Origin of the sequence: Conyzicola nivalis, from assembly GCF_014639655.1 — a bacterium.
Taxonomy (GTDB): domain Bacteria; phylum Actinomycetota; class Actinomycetes; order Actinomycetales; family Microbacteriaceae; genus Conyzicola; species Conyzicola nivalis.
This window is the reverse complement of sequence record NZ_BMGB01000001.1, coordinates 1,070,882-1,090,700: the sequence shown is the minus strand read 5'-3', so window position 1 is coordinate 1,090,700 and position 19,819 is coordinate 1,070,882. Positions and strand designations below refer to the sequence as shown.

Below are 19,819 nucleotides of genomic sequence, written 5' to 3'. Positions count from 1 at the left end.
CGCGGTGTTTGTTGTCGGCTGACCACTTACAAAAAGCGAGAGATACGAGACCATGAAGAACACGCAACAGCCCTCCGGCATGCCGATCCACAAGTACCGCCCCTACCACGAGCAGTTGGCGGTCGATCTGCCCGACCGCACCTGGCCCGCGAAGCGCATCACCCAGGCCCCGCGCTGGTGCGCCGTCGACCTGCGCGACGGCAACCAGGCCCTCATCGACCCGATGAGCCCCGAACGCAAGCGCATCATGTTCGACCTGCTCGTGAAGATGGGCTACAAAGAGATCGAGGTCGGCTTCCCGTCGGCCTCGCAGACCGACTTCGATTTCGTGCGCAGCCTCATCGAGGAGAACCTGATCCCCGACGACGTCACCATCCAGGTGCTGACGCAGGCGCGCGAGGGCCTGATCAACCGCACCTACGAGTCGATCGCGGGTGCCAAGCAGGCCATCGTGCACCTCTACAACTCGACGAGCGTGCTGCAGCGCGATGTCGTCTTCCGCACCGACAAGCAGGGCATCATCGACATCGCGCTCGAGGGCGCGCGTCTGTGCCGCATTGCCGAGAAGACGGTCCCCGAGGTCGACGTCTACTACGAGTACTCGCCGGAGAGCTACACGGGCACCGAACTCGAGTTCGCGCTCGACATCTCCAACCAGATGGTCGACGCCCTCGGGGGAACCCCGGAGCGTCCCGTCATCCTGAACCTGCCGGCGACCGTCGAGATGGCGACGCCGAATGTCTACGCGGATTCGATCGAATGGATGTCTCGCAACCTCGCCCGGCGCGACAGCATCATTCTCAGCCTGCACCCGCACAACGACCGCGGCACCGGCATCGCGGCGGCCGAACTCGGCTACCTCGCCGGGGCGGACCGCATCGAGGGATGCCTGTTCGGAAACGGCGAGCGCACGGGCAACGTCGACCTCGTCGCCCTCGGCATCAACCTGTTCACGCAGGGCATCGACCCGCAGATCGACTTCAGCGACCTCGACGAGGTCAAGCGCACCGCCGAATACTGCAACCAGCTGCCCGTGCCCGAGCGCAGCCCGTGGGCGGGCGACCTCGTCTACACCGCGTTCAGCGGCTCGCACCAGGACGCCATCAAGAAGGGCTTCGAGGCGATGGCCGCCGATGCGTCGTCGAAGGGCGTCACGGTCGACGAGCTGGTCTGGGCCGTCCCCTACCTGCCGATCGACCCCAAGGACCTCGGACGTAGCTACGAGGCGGTCATCCGCGTCAACTCGCAGTCCGGCAAGGGCGGCGTCGCCTACCTGCTGAAGACCGACCACGCGCTCGACCTTCCGCGCAAGCTGCAGATCGAGTTCTCGGGCGTCGTGCAGGCGAAGACCGACGCCGAGGGCGGCGAGGTGACGAGTGCGCAGATCTGGGAGATCTTCCAGGACGAATACCTGCCCGCCCCCGTCGAGCGCCCCGAAGACAAGTGGGGACGCTTCGAGCTCACCCGCACCCGCACGGCGAGCGACCTCGACGGTGCGGTGGCGCTGCAGACGGTGCTGCGCGTCGGCGAGGACGTCATCAACGCCGACGCGACCGGCAACGGGCCGATCGCCGCCTTCCTGAACATCATGGCCGAGCAGGGCATCGAGGTGAAGCTGTTCGACTACGTCGAGCACGCTCTCAGCGCGGGCGGCGACGCCTACGCGGCGTCGTACGTCGACCTCAACGTCAACGGCGTGCGCCTCTGGGGCGTCGGCATCGACGCGGACATCTCCACCGCCTCGCTCAAGGCCGTGGTCTCCGCGGTCAACCGAGCCGTGCGCGCCTCGGCCGACGACCGCGAGCTGGCCTCCGTCTAGCACCCGGGCACCCGCCCTGCCTGCCTGCCTGCCTGACCTCCGTCCGCTGCTGTTTCGGAAATTCAGGACTCCCCGTCGATGCTCCGGAGGCCGCCCCAGTAAACACGGGGCGGCCGTCGGCGTCCGCTCATCCGTTTCCTGAGTTTTCGAAGGTGCCCGTGTCGGCTGGCGGCGGGTCTGGCTTTGGCGGCCTCGATCCGTGCCGGCCCTTTCGGAAATTCAGGATGCGCGGTCGGTTGCGGGTGTCGCGACCCCGCAATCCCGGGCGTCGAAAGAAGAGCGGATGCCGCGTCTCCTGAATTTCCGAAAGGGGGGGGCGGGGAGGGCCTGCGGTCGGGTGACCGCTCGCCGGGGCTCAGCGGCGGAAGTGGCGGATGTTGCGGAAGCGCCGCAGCGTCGGCAGGCGTTCGAGGCGGCGCTGCTCGGGGAGGCTCCAGTTGAACAGCACGGCGAGCACACGCACGCCGAACGTGACGACGACGCAAACCACCGCGGCCACCGTGACGTTCACGCCGAATGCCACGAGCACGACAAGGCTCGAGGTGCCGGCGAGGGCGGCGATCGCGTAGAGGGAGCCGACCTGCATGATCGCGATCGGCAGGTTGAGCAACAGGTCGCGCAGCACCGACCCGCCGACGGCCGACAGGGCGCCGACGAACACGGCCGGCACGGGGGGCACGCCGATGGCGAGGGCCTTGGTCGTTCCGATGGCGCCGAACAGACCGATCGTGAGCGCGTCGAGCACCGTGATCACCTTCGACAGGCGGTTGAACACCCGCTCGAGGAACATGCCGATGAGCGCGGCGATGACGGCGGTCGGCAGGTACCAGTTGCTCTGCATCGCGGCGGGCAGCTCGTTGAGCAGCAGGTCGCGCAGGATGCCGCCGCCGAAGCCGGTGGCGATACCGATGACCGCGACGCCCAACAGGTCGAGCCTGCGGTCGCGGAACTGGGCGGCGAAGAGCGCACCCTGGAGGCTGCCGATGCCGATGGCCAGGATGTCCGCCCAAGCGGGGATGAAAAAGGCGGCTTCTGTCACTAGACCATTCTGGTCGCTCCACGGCCCGCGCGGGACACCGCTGCGGGCTGCCAGACGCGGCGCGTCACAGGGACGCGAGATACGCGGCGAAGGTGCGCCCGCCCGACCGGTGGTGGGGCACGAGATGGTATCCGGCGCCGAACGATGCCCAGGTACCGCCGGGGAGACTGAAGTCGACGATCGGCTTGCTCCAGCCGAACCGGCGGCTCACCTCGCGGGCGAGCTCGTGGCCGGCGAGGATCGACGGGCCGCCGACGTCGGCCACGCGACCGCGCGGCACGCCCTGGGCGAGGTCGGCGAGCCGAACCGCCACCTCGCGCACGTCGATCGGTTGGATCTTCAACCGGGGTGCGAACAGCACGGGGGAGAGGCGCTGCCCGAGAAAAGGCGCCGCCGCGAAGGAGTGGAACGGCGTGGTGCGCAGCACGCTCACGCCGAGGCCGCTGTCGAGAACGGTCCGTTCGGCGGCGAGTTTGTCGACGTAGTAGGGGAAGGGGATCTGGTCGATGCCCACGATCGAGATGAACACGAGCCGCTGCACGCCGTGCCGCTTCATCGCGTCGACGAGCCCCCGCGTCTCGCCCGCCTGGTCTTTGCCCGCGGCCAAGTGCACGACGGTGTCGATGCCCTCGAGCGCGGCGTCGAGCCCGTCGCCGCGGCTGAGATCGCCGGTGCGGAAGCCCGGATGCTGCCGCCGGCTCAGCACCTCGACGGCGGCATCGCGTGATCGCAACCGCGGAACGAGTTCGCGGCCGAGTGTTCCGGTGCCGCCGGTGACGAGAATGACCATGGTGCAGGGGTTCCTTGTCTCTCGCGTCTGTGCGTCTCGCCTCCATTCTGGTCGTAGCGCCGATAATAGGTAAGTGCCCCTTTACCGTGATGAAGCCGTCGTGCTGCGAACCCACAAACTGGGCGAGGCCGACCGCATCGTCACGATGCTCAGCCGCAACCACGGCAAGATCCGTGCCGTGGCCAAGGGCGTGCGGCGCACCGCGAGCAAGTTCGGCGCCCGGCTCGAGCCGTTTATGGTCGCCGACGTGCAGCTGTTCGAGGGCCGCAGCCTCGACATCATCACGCAGGCGGAGTCGCTCGGTTCGTACGGCGCCGAGATCACGGCCGACTACGGCAGCTACACCGCCGCGAGCGTGATGGTGGAGACCGCCGACAAGATCACCGACGATGACGGCTCGCTTCAGCAATACCTGCTGCTGGTCGGCGCCCTGCGGTCACTAGCCCGCCGCGAGCACCACTCGAGCGTGACGCTCGACAGCTACCTGCTGCGTTCGCTGTCGATCGCCGGCTGGGCACCCAGTTTCGTCGACTGCGCCGTGACCGGCGCGCCCGGCCCGCACACCGTGTTCGTGGCGCAGCTCGGAGGCGTCGTCGCCGACGAGGTCGCCCCGCCCGGCTCGCCGAGACTCGAGCTCAAGACGCTCGAACTGCTCGCCGCCCTACTTACCGGCGACTGGGCGGTGGTCGAGTCATCCGACGAACGTCACCAAAACCAGGCCAGCGGCGTCGTCGCGGCCTACACGCAGTTCCATCTCGAGCGCACGCTGCGCTCCCTCCAACACGTCGATCGGTCCACCGCATGAGAAGAATCAAACCCGGAATGACCCACGCCGACGCCGTGGAATTCAAACCCGTGGACTGGACGGGCATCTACCCGCCTGTCATGGACAAGCGCGCGGTACCCGAACACGTCGCCATCGTTATGGACGGCAACGGGCGCTGGGCCAACGGCAAAGGCCTCACCCGCATCGAAGGCCACAAGGCGGGGGAGGCGAGCCTGCTCGACGTCGTCGCCGGCGCCATCCAACTGGGCGTGAAGCACCTCAGCGTCTACGCGTTCTCGACCGAGAACTGGAAGCGGAGCCCCGACGAGGTGCGCTTCCTCATGGGCTTCAACCGCGACGTGCTGCACCGCCGCCGCGACCAGCTGAACGACTGGGGCGTGCGCGTGCGCTGGGCGGGACGCAAACCGCGGCTCTGGGCGTCGGTCATCAACGAACTGCAGTTCGCGGAACAGCTGACCGCGGGCAACAGCGTGCTCACCCTCACGATGTGCGTCAACTACGGCGGTCGGCAGGAGATTACGGATGCCGTGCGCGCACTCGCGGAAGAGGTCTCGGCCGGTCGGCTGAAGCCGAGCGGCATCACCGAGAAGTCCATCCAGAAGCACCTGTACACCCCCGACCTGCCCGACGTCGACCTGTTCGTGCGCAGCTCGGGTGAACAGCGCACCAGCAACTTCATGCTCTGGCAGAGCGCCTACGCCGAGATGGTCTTCCTCGACACGCTCTGGCCCGACTTCTCGCGCGAGCAGCTCTGGGAGGCCGTCACCCTGTACGCCAACCGCAACCGCCGCTTCGGCGGCGCCATCGACGCGCCGACCGCCTAGATCGCCGGGGGCTGCACCGCGGGTAACGCGAGCGGGGCGGGCGCGGGGCGCATCCGCACGTCGCCCCTCGCTATGGTGGACGGATGTCTTCCACCACACCCATCCGCACCGGCATCATCGGCTACGGCCTTTCGGGGCGCGTCTTCCACGCGCCGTTCATCGAGACCAACGCCGACTTCTCGCTCGACCTGATCGCGACCGGCAACGCCGACCGCCAGGCGCAGGCGCGCGAGAACCACCCGGGCGCGACGATCGTCGACAGCCCCGAGGCGCTGCTCGAGCGGGTTGCCGAGCTCGACCTGGTGATCCTCGCGTCGCCGCCGCAGGCGCATCTCGTGCAGGGACTCGCCGCGCTCGAGGGCGGGGCAGCGGTCGTCGTCGACAAGCCGTTCGTGCCGTCGGTGCTCGACGCGAAGAAGCTGATCGCCGCGTCGGAGGAGACCGGCAACGCGCTCATCGTCTTCCAGAACCGCCGCTGGGACGGCGACTTCCTCACGATCAAGAAGCTCGTCGCCGAGGGTGCGCTGGGCACAGTGCACCGCTTCGAGTCGACCTTCGAGCGCTGGGGACGGCCGAAGCCGGGCCTCTGGCAGGAGACCACGACGATCGAGCAGGGCGCCGGAATCACCTTCGACCTCGGCAGCCACCTCATCGACCAGGCGCTGCACCTGTTCGGGCCGGCCACGGTCGAGCAGGCCGAACTGCGCGTCGTGCGCGGGGGAGTGAGCGAGGACGACTCGTTCATCTCGCTGCTGCACACCAGCGGCGTGCGCTCGCACCTGACGATGAGCCGCGCGGCCGCGCAGAGCGGACCGCGCTTCCGCGTGCTCGGCGACAAGAGCGGCTACTCGGTGAACGGCCTGGACAACCAGGAGGCCGCGCTCAAGGACGGGCGCTGGCCCGGCAGCGAGGGCTACGGCGTGACGCCGCCCGCCGACTGGGGCATGCTCGGCATCGACGGGTCCGCGGAGGGGCTCGCGGCCTACCCGACCTCGCTCGGCGCCTACCCGGAGTTCTACGCCGGCGTCGCGGCGACCGTGCGCGACGGCGCCCCCTCGCCGGTCGACCCGCGCGACTCGCTCGAGGTCGTGCGCATCATCCAGCGCGCTCAGGAGATCGCCGCGAGCGCGCAGCAGCTGTAGGGCGGTGCGGCGCCGACTCCGAGCGCGGCGGCCTTCTTTCGGAAATTCAGGATGTCGCGTCGACAGCTACCGTGACACGCCGCGTTTCACCGGCCCCACCGACGCGCGTTCCTGAATTTCCGAAAGGGGCCGCGCGGCCCGCGGCCAGCACCGGCAGCGACTACGCCCGCGCGCCCACCAGCCCCCAGTCGGCGCCGTCGAGCGCGGCCAGCACCGCGCCGGTCGCGGCGAGGCTCGGCACGCGGCGGGCGCCGTCGTTCGCGAGGGCCTGGATGCTGCGGACGCTGCGCGGCGAGTGCGGCCGGATGACCGCCCCGACCGGCAACGTCGCGGTCGCCAGGGCCAGCCGGGGAAGCATCGCGACGCCGAGTCCGCTGGCGACCATGTTCATGACCGCACTGGCGTTGTCCGTCTCGAAGGTGATGACGGGGGCGAACCCGGCCACCTCGCAGACGGCGAGGAGATGGCCGCGGCACCGCGGACATCCGGCGATCCACCGCTCCTTGGCGAGCGTCGCCACATCGATCACGTCCTGTGCCGCGAGCGGGTGGCCGGCGGGGATCACGACGACCATCTCCTCGGTGAAGAGCGGCTGCGTGGTGAGGCCGCTCGCGCTGTCGCGGTGCGGGTCGGCCCGGTCGCCGGGGTAGCTGAACGTGATCGCGAGGTCGATGCCGCCGTCGCGCAGCAGCTGCACGGCCTCGGGCGGTTGCGCCTCGATGTAGGTGACCGTGATTCCCGGATGGCCGGCCGCGAGCGCCGCGAGCAGCCGGGGCACGATCGTCGACGAGGCGGTCGGGAAGGCGGCGAGCCGCACGGTACCGGTGCGCAGACCGGCGAGGTCGGCGAGGTCGCCCTCCGCCGCATCGAACGCGGAGGTGATGGTGAGCGCGTGCCGCGCCAGCACCGCTCCCGCCTCGGTCAGCCGCACGGATCGGCCGACGCGGGCGACGAGGGCGAGCCCGAGCCGCGCTTCGGTGCGCTGCAGGTGCTGGCTGATCGCGGGCTGGCTGTAGCCGAGAGAACGGGCCGCGGCGGTGATGCTCCCGGTCTCGGCGATCGCGCGCACGATGCGGACGGACTGCCGGTCGAGTCGCTGATCGGTCTCGAAGGTCATAACCCGAGGTTATCGGTTCCATCCGAGGTATGCCCTTGTTGCATGTATGCGCGGGCGAGCATGCTGGAGCCATGTCGATCGCCACCACCGTCTCACCCTCCCTCGCAGACGCGATCGCGAGTTTCGAGGCTCCGCGTCTCTACCTCGGCGCGGCCTCCATCGGACTCCCGACCCGCGCGACCGTCGCGGCGCAGAAGGCCGACCTCGACCTGTGGTCGGCGTCGAACCGCTTCCCGATGGACTACGACGCCATCATCGGCCGCACCCGCGCCAGCTACGCCTCCCTCGTCGGAGTCACCCCCGACCGGGTCGCGACCGGCTCGCAGACCTCCGTCATCACGAGCCTGCTCGCGGCCGCGGTGCCCGACGGCGCGGAAGTCCTCTGCGTCGACGGCGATTTCTCATCGATCGTCTTCCCGTTCCTGCAGCGGCGCGGCATCGTCGTGCGCTCGGTCCCGCTCGATGCGATCGCCGGCGAGATTTCGGATGCCACGTGGCTGGTCGTGTTCTCGCACGTCCAGTCCGCCACGGGGCGCGTCGCGGATGTCACGGCCATCGTCGCGGCCGCCGCGGCCCACGACACCTACACCTACTGCGACACGACCCAGTCGGCCGGGGTGCATCCGGTCGATGCATCCCTCTTCGACGCGACCGTCTGTCACAGCTACAAGTGGCTGTGCTCGCCGCGCGGCGTCGCCTTCCTCACCCTGAGCGAACGGTTCGAGGCGCAGCTGACACCGCTGCAGGCCGGCTGGTACGCGGGGGACGCCGTGTGGCAGTCCTGCTACGGGCCGAACATGGCGCTGGCGCTCGACGCGCGCCGCTTCGACGTGTCGCCGGCGTGGCCGGCCTGGGTGGGGGCGGAACCCGCCATCGGCATGTTCGCGGCCCTCGACATCGACGAGGTGTGGGCGCGCACGAGCGGGCTCGGCAACGAACTGTGCGACGCGATCGGCATCGAGCGGCAGAACCAGGCGATCGTGACCTGGGCCGACCCCGACGGCCACGACCTCGAGCGCCTGGTCGCCGCGGGCATCAAGGCCTCCGGCCGTGCCGGACGACTCCGCGCCGCCTTCCACCTCTGGAACGACGAGTCCGACGTGGCCGCGGTGGTCACCGCCCTGGCCAAGCGCTAGCCCGCCCCCGGCACCCCGGGCTCAGCCGCGCCCGCTCACCCCAGCCGCGCCCGCTCACCCCGGTACGGCGGCTCACCCCGGCCGCGCCCGCTCACCCCGGCACGGCGGCCGGCCGCACCTTCGGAAATTCAGGATGTTTCGTCGGGAGCGCGTGAACCGGGCGCGGAATCACGCGGATGGGCTACCACGCACCGACGCCACATCCTGAATTTCCCGATCTCGCCGGGCTGGGCGCCGCTCTCCGCGCCGCCGCGCGCCCGCCGTCCGTGGCCGCGCCCGCCCACGCGCGCCGGTAAACTGAACGCTCTACTCGGGCCGCGCATCCAGCACGGCTGAACTTTGGAGCAAATCTGTGGCCAACGCCAATTCCCTCGATGCAATCGTCAACCTCGCCAAGCGCCGGGGTTTCGTCTTCCAGTCGGGAGAGATCTACGGCGGGTCACGCTCCGCGTGGGACTACGGGCCGCTCGGCGTAGCGCTCAAGGAGAACATCAAGAAGCAGTGGTGGCAGACGGTCGTGCAGGGTCGCGACGACGTCGTCGGTCTCGACTCGGCGGTCATCCTGCCGCGCAAGGTGTGGGAGGCGTCCGGCCACGTCGAGGTCTTCTCCGACCCGCTCGTCGAATCGCTGCACACGCACAAGCGCTACCGAGCCGACCACCTGCTCGAGGCCTACGAGGAGAAGCACGGCCACCCGCCCGTCAACGGCCTGGCCGACATCAAGGACCCCGACACCGGCCAGCCCGGATCGTGGACCGAGCCGCAGAACTTCTCGGGCATGCTCAAGACCTATCTCGGCCCCGTCGACAACGAGGAGGGGCTGCACTACCTGCGCCCCGAGACCGCGCAGGGCATCTTCGTCAACTTCGCGAACGTCATGGGCAGCGCGCGCATGAAGCCCCCGTTCGGCATCGGCCAGATCGGTAAGAGCTTCCGCAACGAGATCACGCCCGGAAACTTCATCTTCCGCACCCGCGAGTTCGAGCAGATGGAGATGGAGTTCTTCGTCGAGCCCGGCACCGACGAAGAGTGGCACCAGTACTGGATCGACGCCTCGCTCGCCTGGTACACCGACCTCGGCATCAAGCCGGAGAACCTGCGCCTGTTCGAGCACCCGCAGGAGAAGCTGTCGCACTACTCGAAGCGCACCGTCGACATCGAGTACCGCTTCCGGTTCGCCGGCAGCGAGTGGGGCGAGCTCATGGGCGTCGCGAACCGCACCGACTTCGACCTCAAGACGCACTCCGAGGCATCCGGAACCGACCTGTCGTACTTCGACCAGACGCAGGACAAGCGCTGGATCCCGTACGTGATCGAGCCCGCGTTCGGTCTCACCCGCGCGCTGATGGCGTTCCTGATCGACGCCTACGCCGAGGACGAGGCGCCGAACGCGAAGGGCGGCGTGGACAAGCGCACCGTGCTGCGCCTCGACCGCCGTCTCGCGCCGGTGAAGGTCGCCGTGCTGCCGCTGTCTCGCAACGAGCAGCTGTCGCCGCTGGCCCGCTCGGTCGCCGCCGACCTGCGCAAGTACTGGAACGTCGACTTCGACGACGCCGGCGCGATCGGCCGCCGCTACCGCCGTCAGGACGAGATCGGCACCCCGTTCGCGATCACCGTCGACTTCGAGTCGCTCGAGGACAACGCCGTGACCGTGCGCGAACGCGACTCGATGGCGCAGGAGCGCGTCTCGCTCGACCGCCTGCGCGGCTACCTCGCGGAGCAGCTGCTCGGCGCCTAGCCACCCGCGCTCTGGCCACGTGCCAGCGCGCCGCCGCCGCCGCATCCCGCCCTTTCTTCGGAAATTCAGGATGCGGCGGCGTTTGCCGTTCGAGGGCCCGCGAGAAATCGCGACGCAGGCGAGCCGAGTCGACGCCGCTTCCTGAGTTTCCAAAACAGGCGTGCGGATGTCGCGGCTCCCGCCACCCCGCCCACACCCGTGATCGGAAACTCAGGACATCCCGTCGCGAGCGCACTCGCGCCGCGCGGCTTTGGGCGCATCCGTCACACCGCCTCGACCGCGTTTCCTGAATTTCCGAAGAACACACGCGGAGTCGCGGCGGGTGACCAGCGCGCCATCCCTCCACAGGGGCGGGCGCGACGCCGGCGTGCACGGATCGGGCGCGTCGGGCCCGGGGTGCGGCCCGCACGGCCAGCATGTCGGCATGGCGAACATCGCGGCACTCGTCGAGCGGCTCGGCGGCATGGCCCAGAAACAGCAGCTCGTGGCGCTCGGCGCCCGCGACCTTGACCTCACGCTCGCGGTGCGGCGCGGGGAGGTGATCCGGGCACGGCAGGGCTGGTACACGACGCTGCCCGAGGGCGATCCTCGGGTGCGCGCCGTGCGCGTCGGCGGGAGGCTGACCGGCATCTCCGCCGTGATCGCGGCCGGCGGGTGGGTGTTGGGCAGACATCCGTTACACGTGTCGGTGCACGAAAACGCTGCGCGGTTGCGCACGCCCTCCAACCGGTTCGTCCTGCTCGCGAAGCGGCACGTGAGAGGTCTGGTGCTGCACTGGGACGAGTCCGACGTAGCGCGGCGGGGCACGGCGACGAGTGTCGACCTGCGCGACGCCCTCGTGCGGGTGGTGCTCGACGAGGAGTTCGAGACGGCCGTGGCGGCGCTCGACTGGGCGCTGCACACCGGCCGCATCGACCGGATGGACTTCGAGCGGATCTTCGTGCACCTGCCATGGAACCGGCGCGCGATCAGAAACTGGGTGGACGCTCGGTGCGAGAGCCTGCCGGAAAGCCTCGCGCGCACGCGGTTCCGGATGCTCGGACACGAGGTCGATATCCAGGTGCGACTGGGCGACCTCGAACGCATCGACCTCGTGGTCGACGATGTCGTGGGCGTCGAGACCGACGGGCGCGAGTTCCACGAGAACCGCTTCGAGCAAGACCGCACGAAAGACCTCGACATCACGATCGCCGGCATGCACCCGGTGCGGCCGAGCGCCAACATGGTCTTCCGCGAGTGGGACCGCATCGTGCTCGCGGTCGAGCGCGCCATCGCCGCCCGGGCACCCGCCTGCTCGTGCGGAAATTCAGGAACTCGCGTCGCGCATCCGCCTAAAAAGCCCGTATTTCCGGCCCGCAGCGCCTGGCGAAAACCCGCGATTCCTGAATTTCCGAAACAACCGGGGAATAGGGGGACGGGCGGTGCGTTGGCTCTGGGGTGAGTACTCCGATAAAGGTTGATATCTGGTCCGACGTTCAGTGCCCCTGGTGCTACATCGGTAAGCGCAAGTTCGAGGCCGGGGCCGCGCAGTTCGGCGGCGACGTCGAGGTGGAGTACCACTCCTTCGAGCTCGCCCCCGACACCCCGGTCGATTTCGACGGCTCGCCCAAGGACTTCCTCAGCCAGCGCAAGGGCATCGCGCCCGAGCAGGTCGACATGATGCTCGACCGCGTTACCGGCATCGCCAAGAGCGTCGGACTCGACTACGACTACGACCACGTGCACCAGACGAACACGATCAAGGCGCACGAGCTGCTGCACTTCGCGAAGAGCAAGGGCGTGCAGCTCGAGATGAAGGAAGCGCTGCTCAAGGCCTACTTCGTCGACGGCGGCCACGTGGGCCGCATCGCCGATCTCGCCGACGTCGCGGCGGGCGTCGGCCTCGACCGTGACGAGGTCGTCGCGGTGCTCGAGGCGCAGACCTACCTCGCAGACGTGAAGGCGGATGTCGCGCAGGCCCAGGCTTACGGCATCCAGGGCGTTCCGTTCTTCGTGATCGACGGGAAGTACGGTGTCTCCGGCGCGCAAGAGGCCGCGGCGTTTGCCGATGTGCTGACCCAGGCCCAGTCCGAGCGGGACGCATCATGACCGCCGCGCAGACCACCCCGTTCGTGATGGCGGGCGACCCGTCCGCCGCCGCGTGCATCGGCGACTCGTGCGAGATCCCGCAGTCGACGCAGCAGGCCGTGAACCGGCAGCTCGACGAGGACCGCGTCTAGCAGTCACCCGGCCGGCTTTACCACCGAGCCCCTTCGGAAATTCAGGAGACACGGTCGCGACCGGCTTCGCCACCCGCGGGATTCCGCGGTCGTGGTGACGGTGCGCGACCGGGATTCCTGAATTTCCGAAAACGCCTCCCGCCGCAGCCCGGCAGGGCAGACGGGCGCCGGATGCCGCGGCTCCCGCCGCGCTCAGTCCGAGATGTCGGCGACCGTCGCGTCGAAGCCGGCGATGAGCGAGTCCGCGTCGACGAAGGCGCTCATCCCGTGTTCGCCCGCCCCCATCGCGATGCGCAGGCCCGCGATGCGCTCGTCGGCGAACACCGGCCACGCGGTCGACGAGCCGAGCGGGGTAATCGTTCCGCGCTCGTAGCCCGTGGCCTCGAGCGCCAACGACGCCTCGGGCAGACGCAGCTTGTTGACGCCGACGACGGCGCGCAGCTTCGGCCACGAGATCTGCCGGTCGCCCGGGACGAGGGCGAACAGGTAGCTGCCATCGTGCCGCTTCACCACGAGCGTCTTCACGATCCCGGCCGGGTCGAGGCCCATCAGCGCGGCCGCCTCTTCGAGCGAACCCGCCGCGGGACGTTCGACGAACTCCACCTCGATACCCCGGCTCGCAGCATCCGAAGCCACTCGTTCTGAACCGGTCATTGCGCCTCGCGTATCCGAATATGAAGAACGTGGAAGAATTGAACAAATGACCGCCGTGACCGCCACACTTCCTACCCTACAGATCGGGCCCATCGCCCTTGACGTACCGGTCGTGCTCGCACCGATGGCCGGCATCACGAACACCGCGTTCCGCAGGCTCTGCCGCGAATACGGCGCCGGCCTCTACGTCTCCGAGATGATCACGAGCCGTGCGCTCGTCGAACGCACGCCCGAGAGCATGCGCCTCATCAAGCACCACGAGTCGGAGTCGACCCGCAGCATCCAGCTCTACGGTGTCGACCCGACGACGGTCTCCGAGGCCGTCACGATGCTCGTCGCCGAGGACCGCGCCGACCACATCGACCTGAATTTCGGATGCCCCGTGCCGAAAGTCACGCGCAAGGGCGGGGGAGCGGCGCTCCCCTGGAAGCAAGACCTCTTCCGCGACATCGTCGAGGGCGCCGTGAAGGCGGCGGGCGACATCCCGCTCACGATCAAGATGCGCAAGGGCATCGACGACGACCACCTCACCTACATCGAGGCCGCGAAGGCGGCCCAGGGCGCCGGCGTCGCCAGCATCGCGCTGCACGCACGCACGGCCGCCGACTTCTACTCCGGCCAGGCCGACTGGAGCGCGATCGCCAAGCTCAAGCAGACCATCACCGACGTGCCCGTGCTCGGTAACGGCGACATCTGGAGCGCGGAAGACGCGATCCGCATGGTCGCAGAGACCGGATGCGACGGGGTCGTCGTCGGCCGCGGCTGCCTCGGTCGCCCGTGGCTGTTCGGTGATCTCGCCGCGGCGTTCCGCGGAGAAAAGCTGCAGGCCCAGCCGACGCTGGGCGAGGCCGCGCGCGCCTACCGCCGTCACGCCGAGCTGCTCATCGAGTTCTACGACGGCGAGGAGGCCCGGGCCTGCCGCGACATGCGCAAGCACGTGGCCTGGTATTTCAAGGGCTATCCGGTCGGCGGCGAGACCCGCGCGGCTCTGGCCATGTCGTCGAGCGTGCAGGAGATCGACGACCTCATCGCGACGCTCGACTTCGACCAGCCGTACCCGGGCAAGGAGGCCGAGGGCCCGCGCGGCCGTGCCGGCAGCCCCAAGAAGCCGAGCCTGCCGTACGGTTGGCTCGACAGCCGGAACCTCGATGAGAGCTTCCGCACCGAACTGATCGAGGCCGAATTGCACAACAGTGGTGGCTAGGGGAGATACCGGGCAGTACAGCGAGGCCGACGCCGAGCGCTGGTTGCCCGAAGAGCACTCGAGCCGGCGCAGCGACTTCGCCCGCGACCGCGCGCGCCTGCTGCACTCGAGCGCGCTGCGGCGTCTCGCCGCCAAGACGCAGGTGCTCAGCCCGACGCAGGGACTCGACTTCGCACGCAACCGCCTGACGCACTCGCTCGAGGTGGCGCAGGTCGGCCGCGAGCTCGCCGAGAGCCTCGGCCTCGACCCCGACGTGGTCGACACAGCGTGCCTGGCGCACGACATCGGGCATCCGCCCTTCGGCCACAACGGTGAGAAGGCGCTCAACGACTGGGCGATCGACTTCGGCGGTTTCGAGGGCAACGCCCAGACGCTGCGGCTGCTGACCCGCCTCGAGCCCAAGGTCTTCGGCCGCGATGGCCAAAGCTACGGGCTCAACCTCACCCGCGCCTCGCTCGACGCCAGCACGAAGTACCCGTGGCCAGCGTCGCAGGGCATCCCCGACCCGAGCGGACGAAGCAAGTTCGGCTTCTACGACGACGACACCGCGGTGTTCGAGTGGTTGCGCCAGGGCGCACCCGACCGGCAGCGCTGCATCGAGGCCCAGGTCATGGACCTCTCCGACGACATCGCCTACTCGGTGCACGACTTCGAGGACGCCGTCGTCGGCGGGTTCCTCGACGTGCCCGCGCTCGGCGCCCGGGCCGACCACGACGAGCTGGTCGACTCGATGTTCGCGTGGATCGGCGGGGAATTCGACCACGACACCCTCATCGCGGCGTTCGACCGGCTCGACAGCCTGGACTACTGGCTGCAGTCGTGGAGCGGCTCGCGCATGGACCTCGCGCGCCTGAAGAACCTGACCAGCCAGCTGATCGGACGCTTCGCCCACGAGGCAGTGCACGCCACCCGTGCCGCCCACGCCTCGGGAGCGCTCATCCGGTTCGGCGCCGACGTCGTGATCCCGCGCGACACCCAGGCCGAGATCGCCGTGCTCAAGGGGATCGTGGCGGCGAACGTGATGTCGACGAACGCCCGCAAGCCGATTTACGCGGAGCAGCGTGACATCCTGACCGACCTCGCGAACGCTCTCTTGGCGACCGAACACCGCGACCTCGACGCCGGTTTCGCGGCCGACTGGCACGCGGCGTCCGACGACAACGCCCGCAAGCGCGTGATCGTCGACCAGGTCGCGTCGCTCACCGACCAGTCCGCCCTGGCCTGGCACGCCCGCCTCATAGGCGGACCCGGCGTGGCAGCGCGCTGACCACACCCACACCCTCACCCCCCCGCGCCGCCCTTTCGGAAATTCAGGATGTCGCGTCGGTGCGCGTGACCCCGCCCGTGTGTTTCCGCGCCGGTGAAACCCGGCCGCGACGAGACCTCCTGAGTTTCCGAAACGTGGCGGGCGTGGGCCGCCGCTGAGAGGCGACGGCGCGCCTCAAACCAGCCGCCCCATCGGAAATTCAGGATGTCGCGTCGGTGCGCGTGACCCCACCCGCGTGTTTCCGCGCCGGTGAAACCCGCCCGCGACGAGACATCCTGAATTTCCAAAATTATGGCGGGCGTGGGCGGTCCGGGCGGCCCGCCCACAGATCGGCGCGAGTGACAGCGGCGGGGGAGTGGCGACCGTAGACTCGTCACGTGGCAGGCCTGATCCGACGTAGCGACATCGACGAAGTCAGGTCGCGCACCAACCTCGCAGACGTCGTGGGTGACTACGTCAGCCTCAAGAACGCCGGCGTCGGATCGATGAAGGGCCTCTGCCCGTTCCACGAGGAGCGCAGCCCCAGCTTCCACGTGCGGCCCCAGGTCGGTTTCTACCACTGCTTCGGCTGCGGCGAGGGCGGCGACGTCTACTCGTTCCTGCAGAAGATGGACCACGTGTCGTTCTCCGAGGCTGTCGAGCTGCTCGCCGGCCGTCTCGGCTACGAACTGCACTACGAAGACGGCGGTCAGGCCAGCGACCACGGCAACCGGGCCCGCATCCTGAGCGCCAACCAGGCGGCAGCCGATTTCTACGTCGCCTCCCTCGGCAGCGAGGAGGCCGAGCCCGGCCGCCGGTTCCTCGGCGAACGCGGATTCGACCAGGGCGCCGCCGAGCGTTTCGGCATCGGCTTCGCCCCGCGCCACGGCGCCCTCGGCAAGCACCTCAAGACCCTCGGCTACAGCGACGACGAGCTCGTGGTGGCCGGCCTGCTCGGCCGCGGCGAGCGGGGCGACGTCTACGACCGGTTCCGCGGCCGGCTGGTCTGGCCCATCCGCGACACGACGGGGCAGACCGTCGGTTTCGGCGCGCGCAAGCTGCTCGACGACGACCAGGGCCCCAAGTACCTCAACACCCCCGAGACGCCGGTGTACCACAAGAGCCAGGTGCTCTACGGGCTCGACCTCGCCAAGAAGGACATCTCGCGCGGCAAGCAGGTCGTCGTTGTCGAGGGCTACACCGACGTGATGGCCTGCCACCTCGCCGGCGTTACCACCGCGGTCGCCACCTGTGGAACGAGCTTCGGCGTCGACCACATCAAGATGATCCGCCGGGTGATGGGCGACGTGGCCGGCGACGTGCGCAGCACCGGCGAGGTGATCTTCACCTTCGACCCCGACGCCGCGGGGCAGAAGGCCGCCAGCCGCGCCTTCGACGAGGAGCAGCGCTTCTCCGCCCAGACCTTCGTGGCCGTCGCCCCCGACGGGCTCGACCCGTGCGACCTGCGCCTCCACCGCGGCGACGACGCGGTGCGCCGGCTCGTCACCACGCGCAAGCCGATGTTCGAGTTCATGATCCGGCGCGTGCTCGACGCCCACAACCTCGCCACCGTCGAGGGACGCGTCGCCGCGCTGCGGGCGACCGCCCCCGTCGTCGCCGGCATCCGCGACGAGGCCCTCGAGGTCGGCTACGTGCGGCAGACGGCCCAGTGGTTGGGCATGGAGCTCGACGAGGTGCGCCGTGCCGTGTCATCCGCCCGCTCCTCCTCGGGCGCCGAGGCGAAGTCGCCCGGCGACGCCCACGAGCTCGACACCAGCCTCTCGCTCATGCAGCTTCCGACCGACCCGACCACGCGCCTCGAGCGTGACGCGCTGATGGCGATGCTGCAGTACCCCACCGACGTGGGCCTCGACTTCATCCGCCGCGCCGCCGCCGTCACCTTCACCGACAACACGCTCGCGGTCGTCAGCGACGCGATCGCGACGAGCGCCGAGCACTGGGAGGCGCCCGACTGGCTCGCGCGCGTCTCCGACGAGGTGCCCCTGCCGTTCGCCACCCTCGTGAAGCAGCTCGGCGTGGCGCCCATCCCCGAACGTCCGGAACTCATCGGCGCCTACTGCAGGGACGTGGTCGCCGGGCTCATCGACCGCGACCTGCTCCGCCAGAAGAAGGACCTTCTCGGGGCTTTGCAGAGAACGGATGCCACGGTGGAGGTCGAGAAATACGGCCAGATCCAGCGTGATCTGGTGCGCGTCGAGGGCGAGCGCCGGGCCCTCCGCGCGGGATAGGCGAAGGCCTTTCACGAGCGAATGTTGCTTTCGTGTAAACATCCGCGGCGTCGACCCTGCTGACTGGGAGCCCCGGTTGTATCTGTGTTACTACTAGACCACAGCAATGTACGGCGTGGTCCTTTGGCGTGCGCCGCACATTCATTTCTTGCACTCACACAGGAAGAAGTACACGCTTATGGCTTTCGCATCAATGAAGGGCAGGCGCGCGGCGGGAATTCTCGCCGGAACCGCAGCCTTCGCTCTCGTGCTCACCGGCTGTGCCACTGAAGAGGGCGGCGGGGAGTCCGGAGACGGCGCAATCCTCGTCGGAACCACCGAGCAGGTCACCGCGCTCGACCCCGCCGGTTCCTACGACAACGGCTCGTTCGGCGTCCAGAACCAGGTGTTCCCGTTCCTGATGAACACCCCGCTGGGCAGCCCCGATGTCGAGCCCGACATCGCCGAGTCCGCCGAGTTCACGGCGCCGACCGAGTACACGGTCGTGCTCAAGGAGGGCCTGAAGTTCGCCAACGGCAACGACCTCACCGCGTCCGACGTGAAGTTCACGTTCGACCGCCAGCTCGCGATCGCGGACGACAACGGCCCCTCGAGCCTGCTCTACAACCTCGAGAGCACCGAAGCCGTCGACGAGACCACCGTCGTCTTCCACCTCAAGGCCGAGAACGACCAGATCTTCCCGCAGATCCTGTCCAGCCCTGCTGGCCCGATCGTCGACGAAGAGGTCTTCTCCGCTGACTCGCTCACGCCCGACGACGAGATCGTCGAGGGCAACGCCTTCGCCGGCCAGTACTCGATCACGAGCTACGACTTCAACAAGACGATCGAGTTCACGCCGAACCCCGAGTACAAGGGACTCCTCGGCGAGGCCAAGAACTCCTCCGTCATCCTGAGCTACTACACGGACTCGTCCAACCTGAAGCTCAACATCCAGGAGGGTGACATCGACGTGGCGTTCCGCAGCCTGTCTGCGACCGACGTCGAAGACCTGCGCGGTAACGACTCGGTCAAGGTCGTCGACGGCCCCGGTGGAGAGATCCAGTACATCGTGTTCAACTTCGACACGATGCCCTTCGGAGCCAAGACCCCCGAGGCCGACCCGGCCAAGGCCCTCGCCGTTCGCCAGGCGACCGCCGACCTCGTCGACCGCCAGGAGATCGCGACCCAGGTCTTCAAGGAGACCTACACGCCGCTCTACTCCTACGTACCCGACGGCCTCACCGGTGCCACCGAGTCGCTCAAGGGACTCTACGGCGACGGCGAAGGCGGACCCGACGCGGAGAAGGCAGCAGCCACCCTCGCGGCAGCCGGCATCACCACCCCCGTCGAGCTCAGCCTGCAGTACGTCGCCGAGCGCTACGGCCCCTCGTGGGGCGACGCGTACGCGCTCGTCAAGGACCAGCTCGAGTCGAGCGGCCTGTTCACCGTGAACATCCAGCCGACCGAGTGGGTTCAGTACTCGAAGGACCGCACCGCCGACGTCTACCCGTCGTACCAGCTCGGCTGGTTCCCCGACTACTCCGACGCCGACAACTACCTCACCCCGTTCTTCCTCACCGAGAACTTCCTGTCGAACCACTACGACAACGCCGAAGTGAACGACATGATCCTGGAGCAGGCGAGCACCGTCGACCCCGCTGCACGCCAGGCCCTCATCGAGGAAATCCAGGACAAGGTGGCGGCCGATCTGTCGACCGTCCCGCTGCTCCAGGGCGCCCAGCTTGCCGTCACCGGCTCGACCGTCGAGGGTCTCACCCTCGACGCGTCGTTCAAGGTGCGTTTCGCTGGCCTGACCAAGGGCTAGGACCCGCCGGACATCCCATCCAGCAATAGAGTGGGGGGGGGGGGGGGGGGG

The 19,819-nt window shown here is 68.9% G+C and carries 17 protein-coding genes; 13 read left to right on the top strand and 4 right to left on the bottom strand.

What is annotated here, in order from left to right; all coding sequences use genetic code 11:
• Positions 1-52: 52 nt before the first annotated feature.
• The gene (gene leuA / locus IEV96_RS05290; protein WP_188509617.1) at positions 53-1,819 is read left to right on the top strand and encodes a 2-isopropylmalate synthase; all 1,767 of its coding nucleotides are present in this window, start codon (positions 53-55) and stop codon (positions 1,817-1,819) included.
• Between the two features lie 355 nt (positions 1,820-2,174).
• Here leuA and IEV96_RS05285 read toward each other — a convergent pair whose 3' ends face one another.
• Entirely contained in the window at positions 2,175-2,858 is a 684-nt protein-coding gene (locus IEV96_RS05285; protein WP_188509616.1) for a trimeric intracellular cation channel family protein, read from the bottom strand.
• A 64-nt stretch (positions 2,859-2,922) separates the two neighbouring features.
• The gene (locus IEV96_RS05280; RefSeq protein ID WP_188509615.1) at positions 2,923-3,648 is read right to left on the bottom strand and encodes an SDR family oxidoreductase; all 726 of its coding nucleotides are present in this window, start codon (positions 3,646-3,648) and stop codon (positions 2,923-2,925) included.
• Between the two features lie 73 nt (positions 3,649-3,721).
• Between IEV96_RS05280 and recO the strand changes: the two genes are divergently transcribed.
• From recO to IEV96_RS05265, 3 genes are all read left to right on the top strand, one after another.
• The gene (recO, locus tag IEV96_RS05275; protein WP_188509614.1) at positions 3,722-4,453 is read left to right on the top strand and encodes a DNA repair protein RecO; all 732 of its coding nucleotides are present in this window, start codon (positions 3,722-3,724) and stop codon (positions 4,451-4,453) included.
• Between the two features lie 17 nt (positions 4,454-4,470).
• Entirely contained in the window at positions 4,471-5,259 is a 789-nt protein-coding gene (locus IEV96_RS05270; protein WP_229733073.1) for an isoprenyl transferase, read from the top strand.
• An 83-nt stretch (positions 5,260-5,342) separates the two neighbouring features.
• Positions 5,343-6,401, top strand: a complete 1,059-nt coding sequence (locus tag IEV96_RS05265; protein WP_188509612.1) for a Gfo/Idh/MocA family protein — start codon at positions 5,343-5,345, stop codon at positions 6,399-6,401.
• A 160-nt stretch (positions 6,402-6,561) separates the two neighbouring features.
• Here IEV96_RS05265 and IEV96_RS05260 read toward each other — a convergent pair whose 3' ends face one another.
• Positions 6,562-7,518, bottom strand: coding sequence for a LysR family transcriptional regulator (locus IEV96_RS05260; protein WP_188509611.1), 957 nt, complete (start codon positions 7,516-7,518; stop codon positions 6,562-6,564).
• A gap of 71 nt (positions 7,519-7,589) precedes the next feature.
• On the opposite strand from IEV96_RS05260, the gene IEV96_RS05255 reads away from it, so the two are divergent.
• From IEV96_RS05255 to IEV96_RS16745, 5 genes are all read left to right on the top strand, one after another.
• A complete protein-coding gene (locus IEV96_RS05255) occupies positions 7,590-8,654 on the top strand; it encodes an aminotransferase class V-fold PLP-dependent enzyme (RefSeq protein WP_188509610.1) in 1,065 nt (354 codons plus the stop codon).
• Between the two features lie 352 nt (positions 8,655-9,006).
• The gene (locus IEV96_RS05250) at positions 9,007-10,392 is read left to right on the top strand and encodes a glycine--tRNA ligase (protein WP_188509609.1); all 1,386 of its coding nucleotides are present in this window, start codon (positions 9,007-9,009) and stop codon (positions 10,390-10,392) included.
• Between the two features lie 424 nt (positions 10,393-10,816).
• A complete protein-coding gene (locus IEV96_RS05245; protein WP_188509608.1) occupies positions 10,817-11,833 on the top strand; it encodes a glycyl-tRNA synthetase in 1,017 nt (338 codons plus the stop codon).
• Positions 11,830-12,480, top strand: coding sequence for a DsbA family oxidoreductase (locus IEV96_RS05240; RefSeq protein WP_188509607.1), 651 nt, complete (start codon positions 11,830-11,832; stop codon positions 12,478-12,480). The genes IEV96_RS05245 and IEV96_RS05240 overlap by 4 nt, the downstream gene beginning before the upstream one ends.
• Complete coding sequence (locus IEV96_RS16745) at positions 12,477-12,611, top strand: hypothetical protein (protein ID WP_268235578.1); 135 nt, start codon at positions 12,477-12,479, stop codon at positions 12,609-12,611. Before IEV96_RS05240 ends, IEV96_RS16745 begins: the two co-directional genes overlap by 4 nt.
• Before the next feature lie 192 nt (positions 12,612-12,803).
• On the opposite strand, the gene IEV96_RS05235 is transcribed toward IEV96_RS16745, so the two are convergent.
• Positions 12,804-13,265 carry an aminoacyl-tRNA deacylase gene (locus IEV96_RS05235; RefSeq protein WP_188509606.1) on the bottom strand — a complete coding sequence of 154 codons (462 nt, stop codon included), beginning with the start codon at positions 13,263-13,265 and terminating at the stop codon, positions 12,804-12,806.
• Positions 13,266-13,311: 46 nt separating this feature from the next.
• Between IEV96_RS05235 and dusB the strand changes: the two genes are divergently transcribed.
• The 4 genes from dusB to IEV96_RS05215 all read left to right on the top strand — a co-directional run bounded on the left by dusB (position 13,312) and on the right by IEV96_RS05215 (position 19,768).
• Entirely contained in the window at positions 13,312-14,469 is a 1,158-nt protein-coding gene (dusB, locus tag IEV96_RS05230) for a tRNA dihydrouridine synthase DusB (protein WP_188509605.1), read from the top strand.
• Complete coding sequence (locus tag IEV96_RS05225) at positions 14,462-15,736, top strand: deoxyguanosinetriphosphate triphosphohydrolase (protein ID WP_229733071.1); 1,275 nt, start codon at positions 14,462-14,464, stop codon at positions 15,734-15,736. The genes dusB and IEV96_RS05225 overlap by 8 nt, the downstream gene beginning before the upstream one ends.
• 377 nt (positions 15,737-16,113) lie before the next feature.
• Positions 16,114-17,964, top strand: coding sequence for a DNA primase (gene dnaG / locus IEV96_RS05220; RefSeq protein WP_188509603.1), 1,851 nt, complete (start codon positions 16,114-16,116; stop codon positions 17,962-17,964).
• A gap of 178 nt (positions 17,965-18,142) precedes the next feature.
• A complete protein-coding gene (locus tag IEV96_RS05215) occupies positions 18,143-19,768 on the top strand; it encodes an ABC transporter substrate-binding protein (RefSeq protein ID WP_188509602.1) in 1,626 nt (541 codons plus the stop codon).
• The last annotated feature ends 51 nt before the right edge of the window (positions 19,769-19,819 follow it).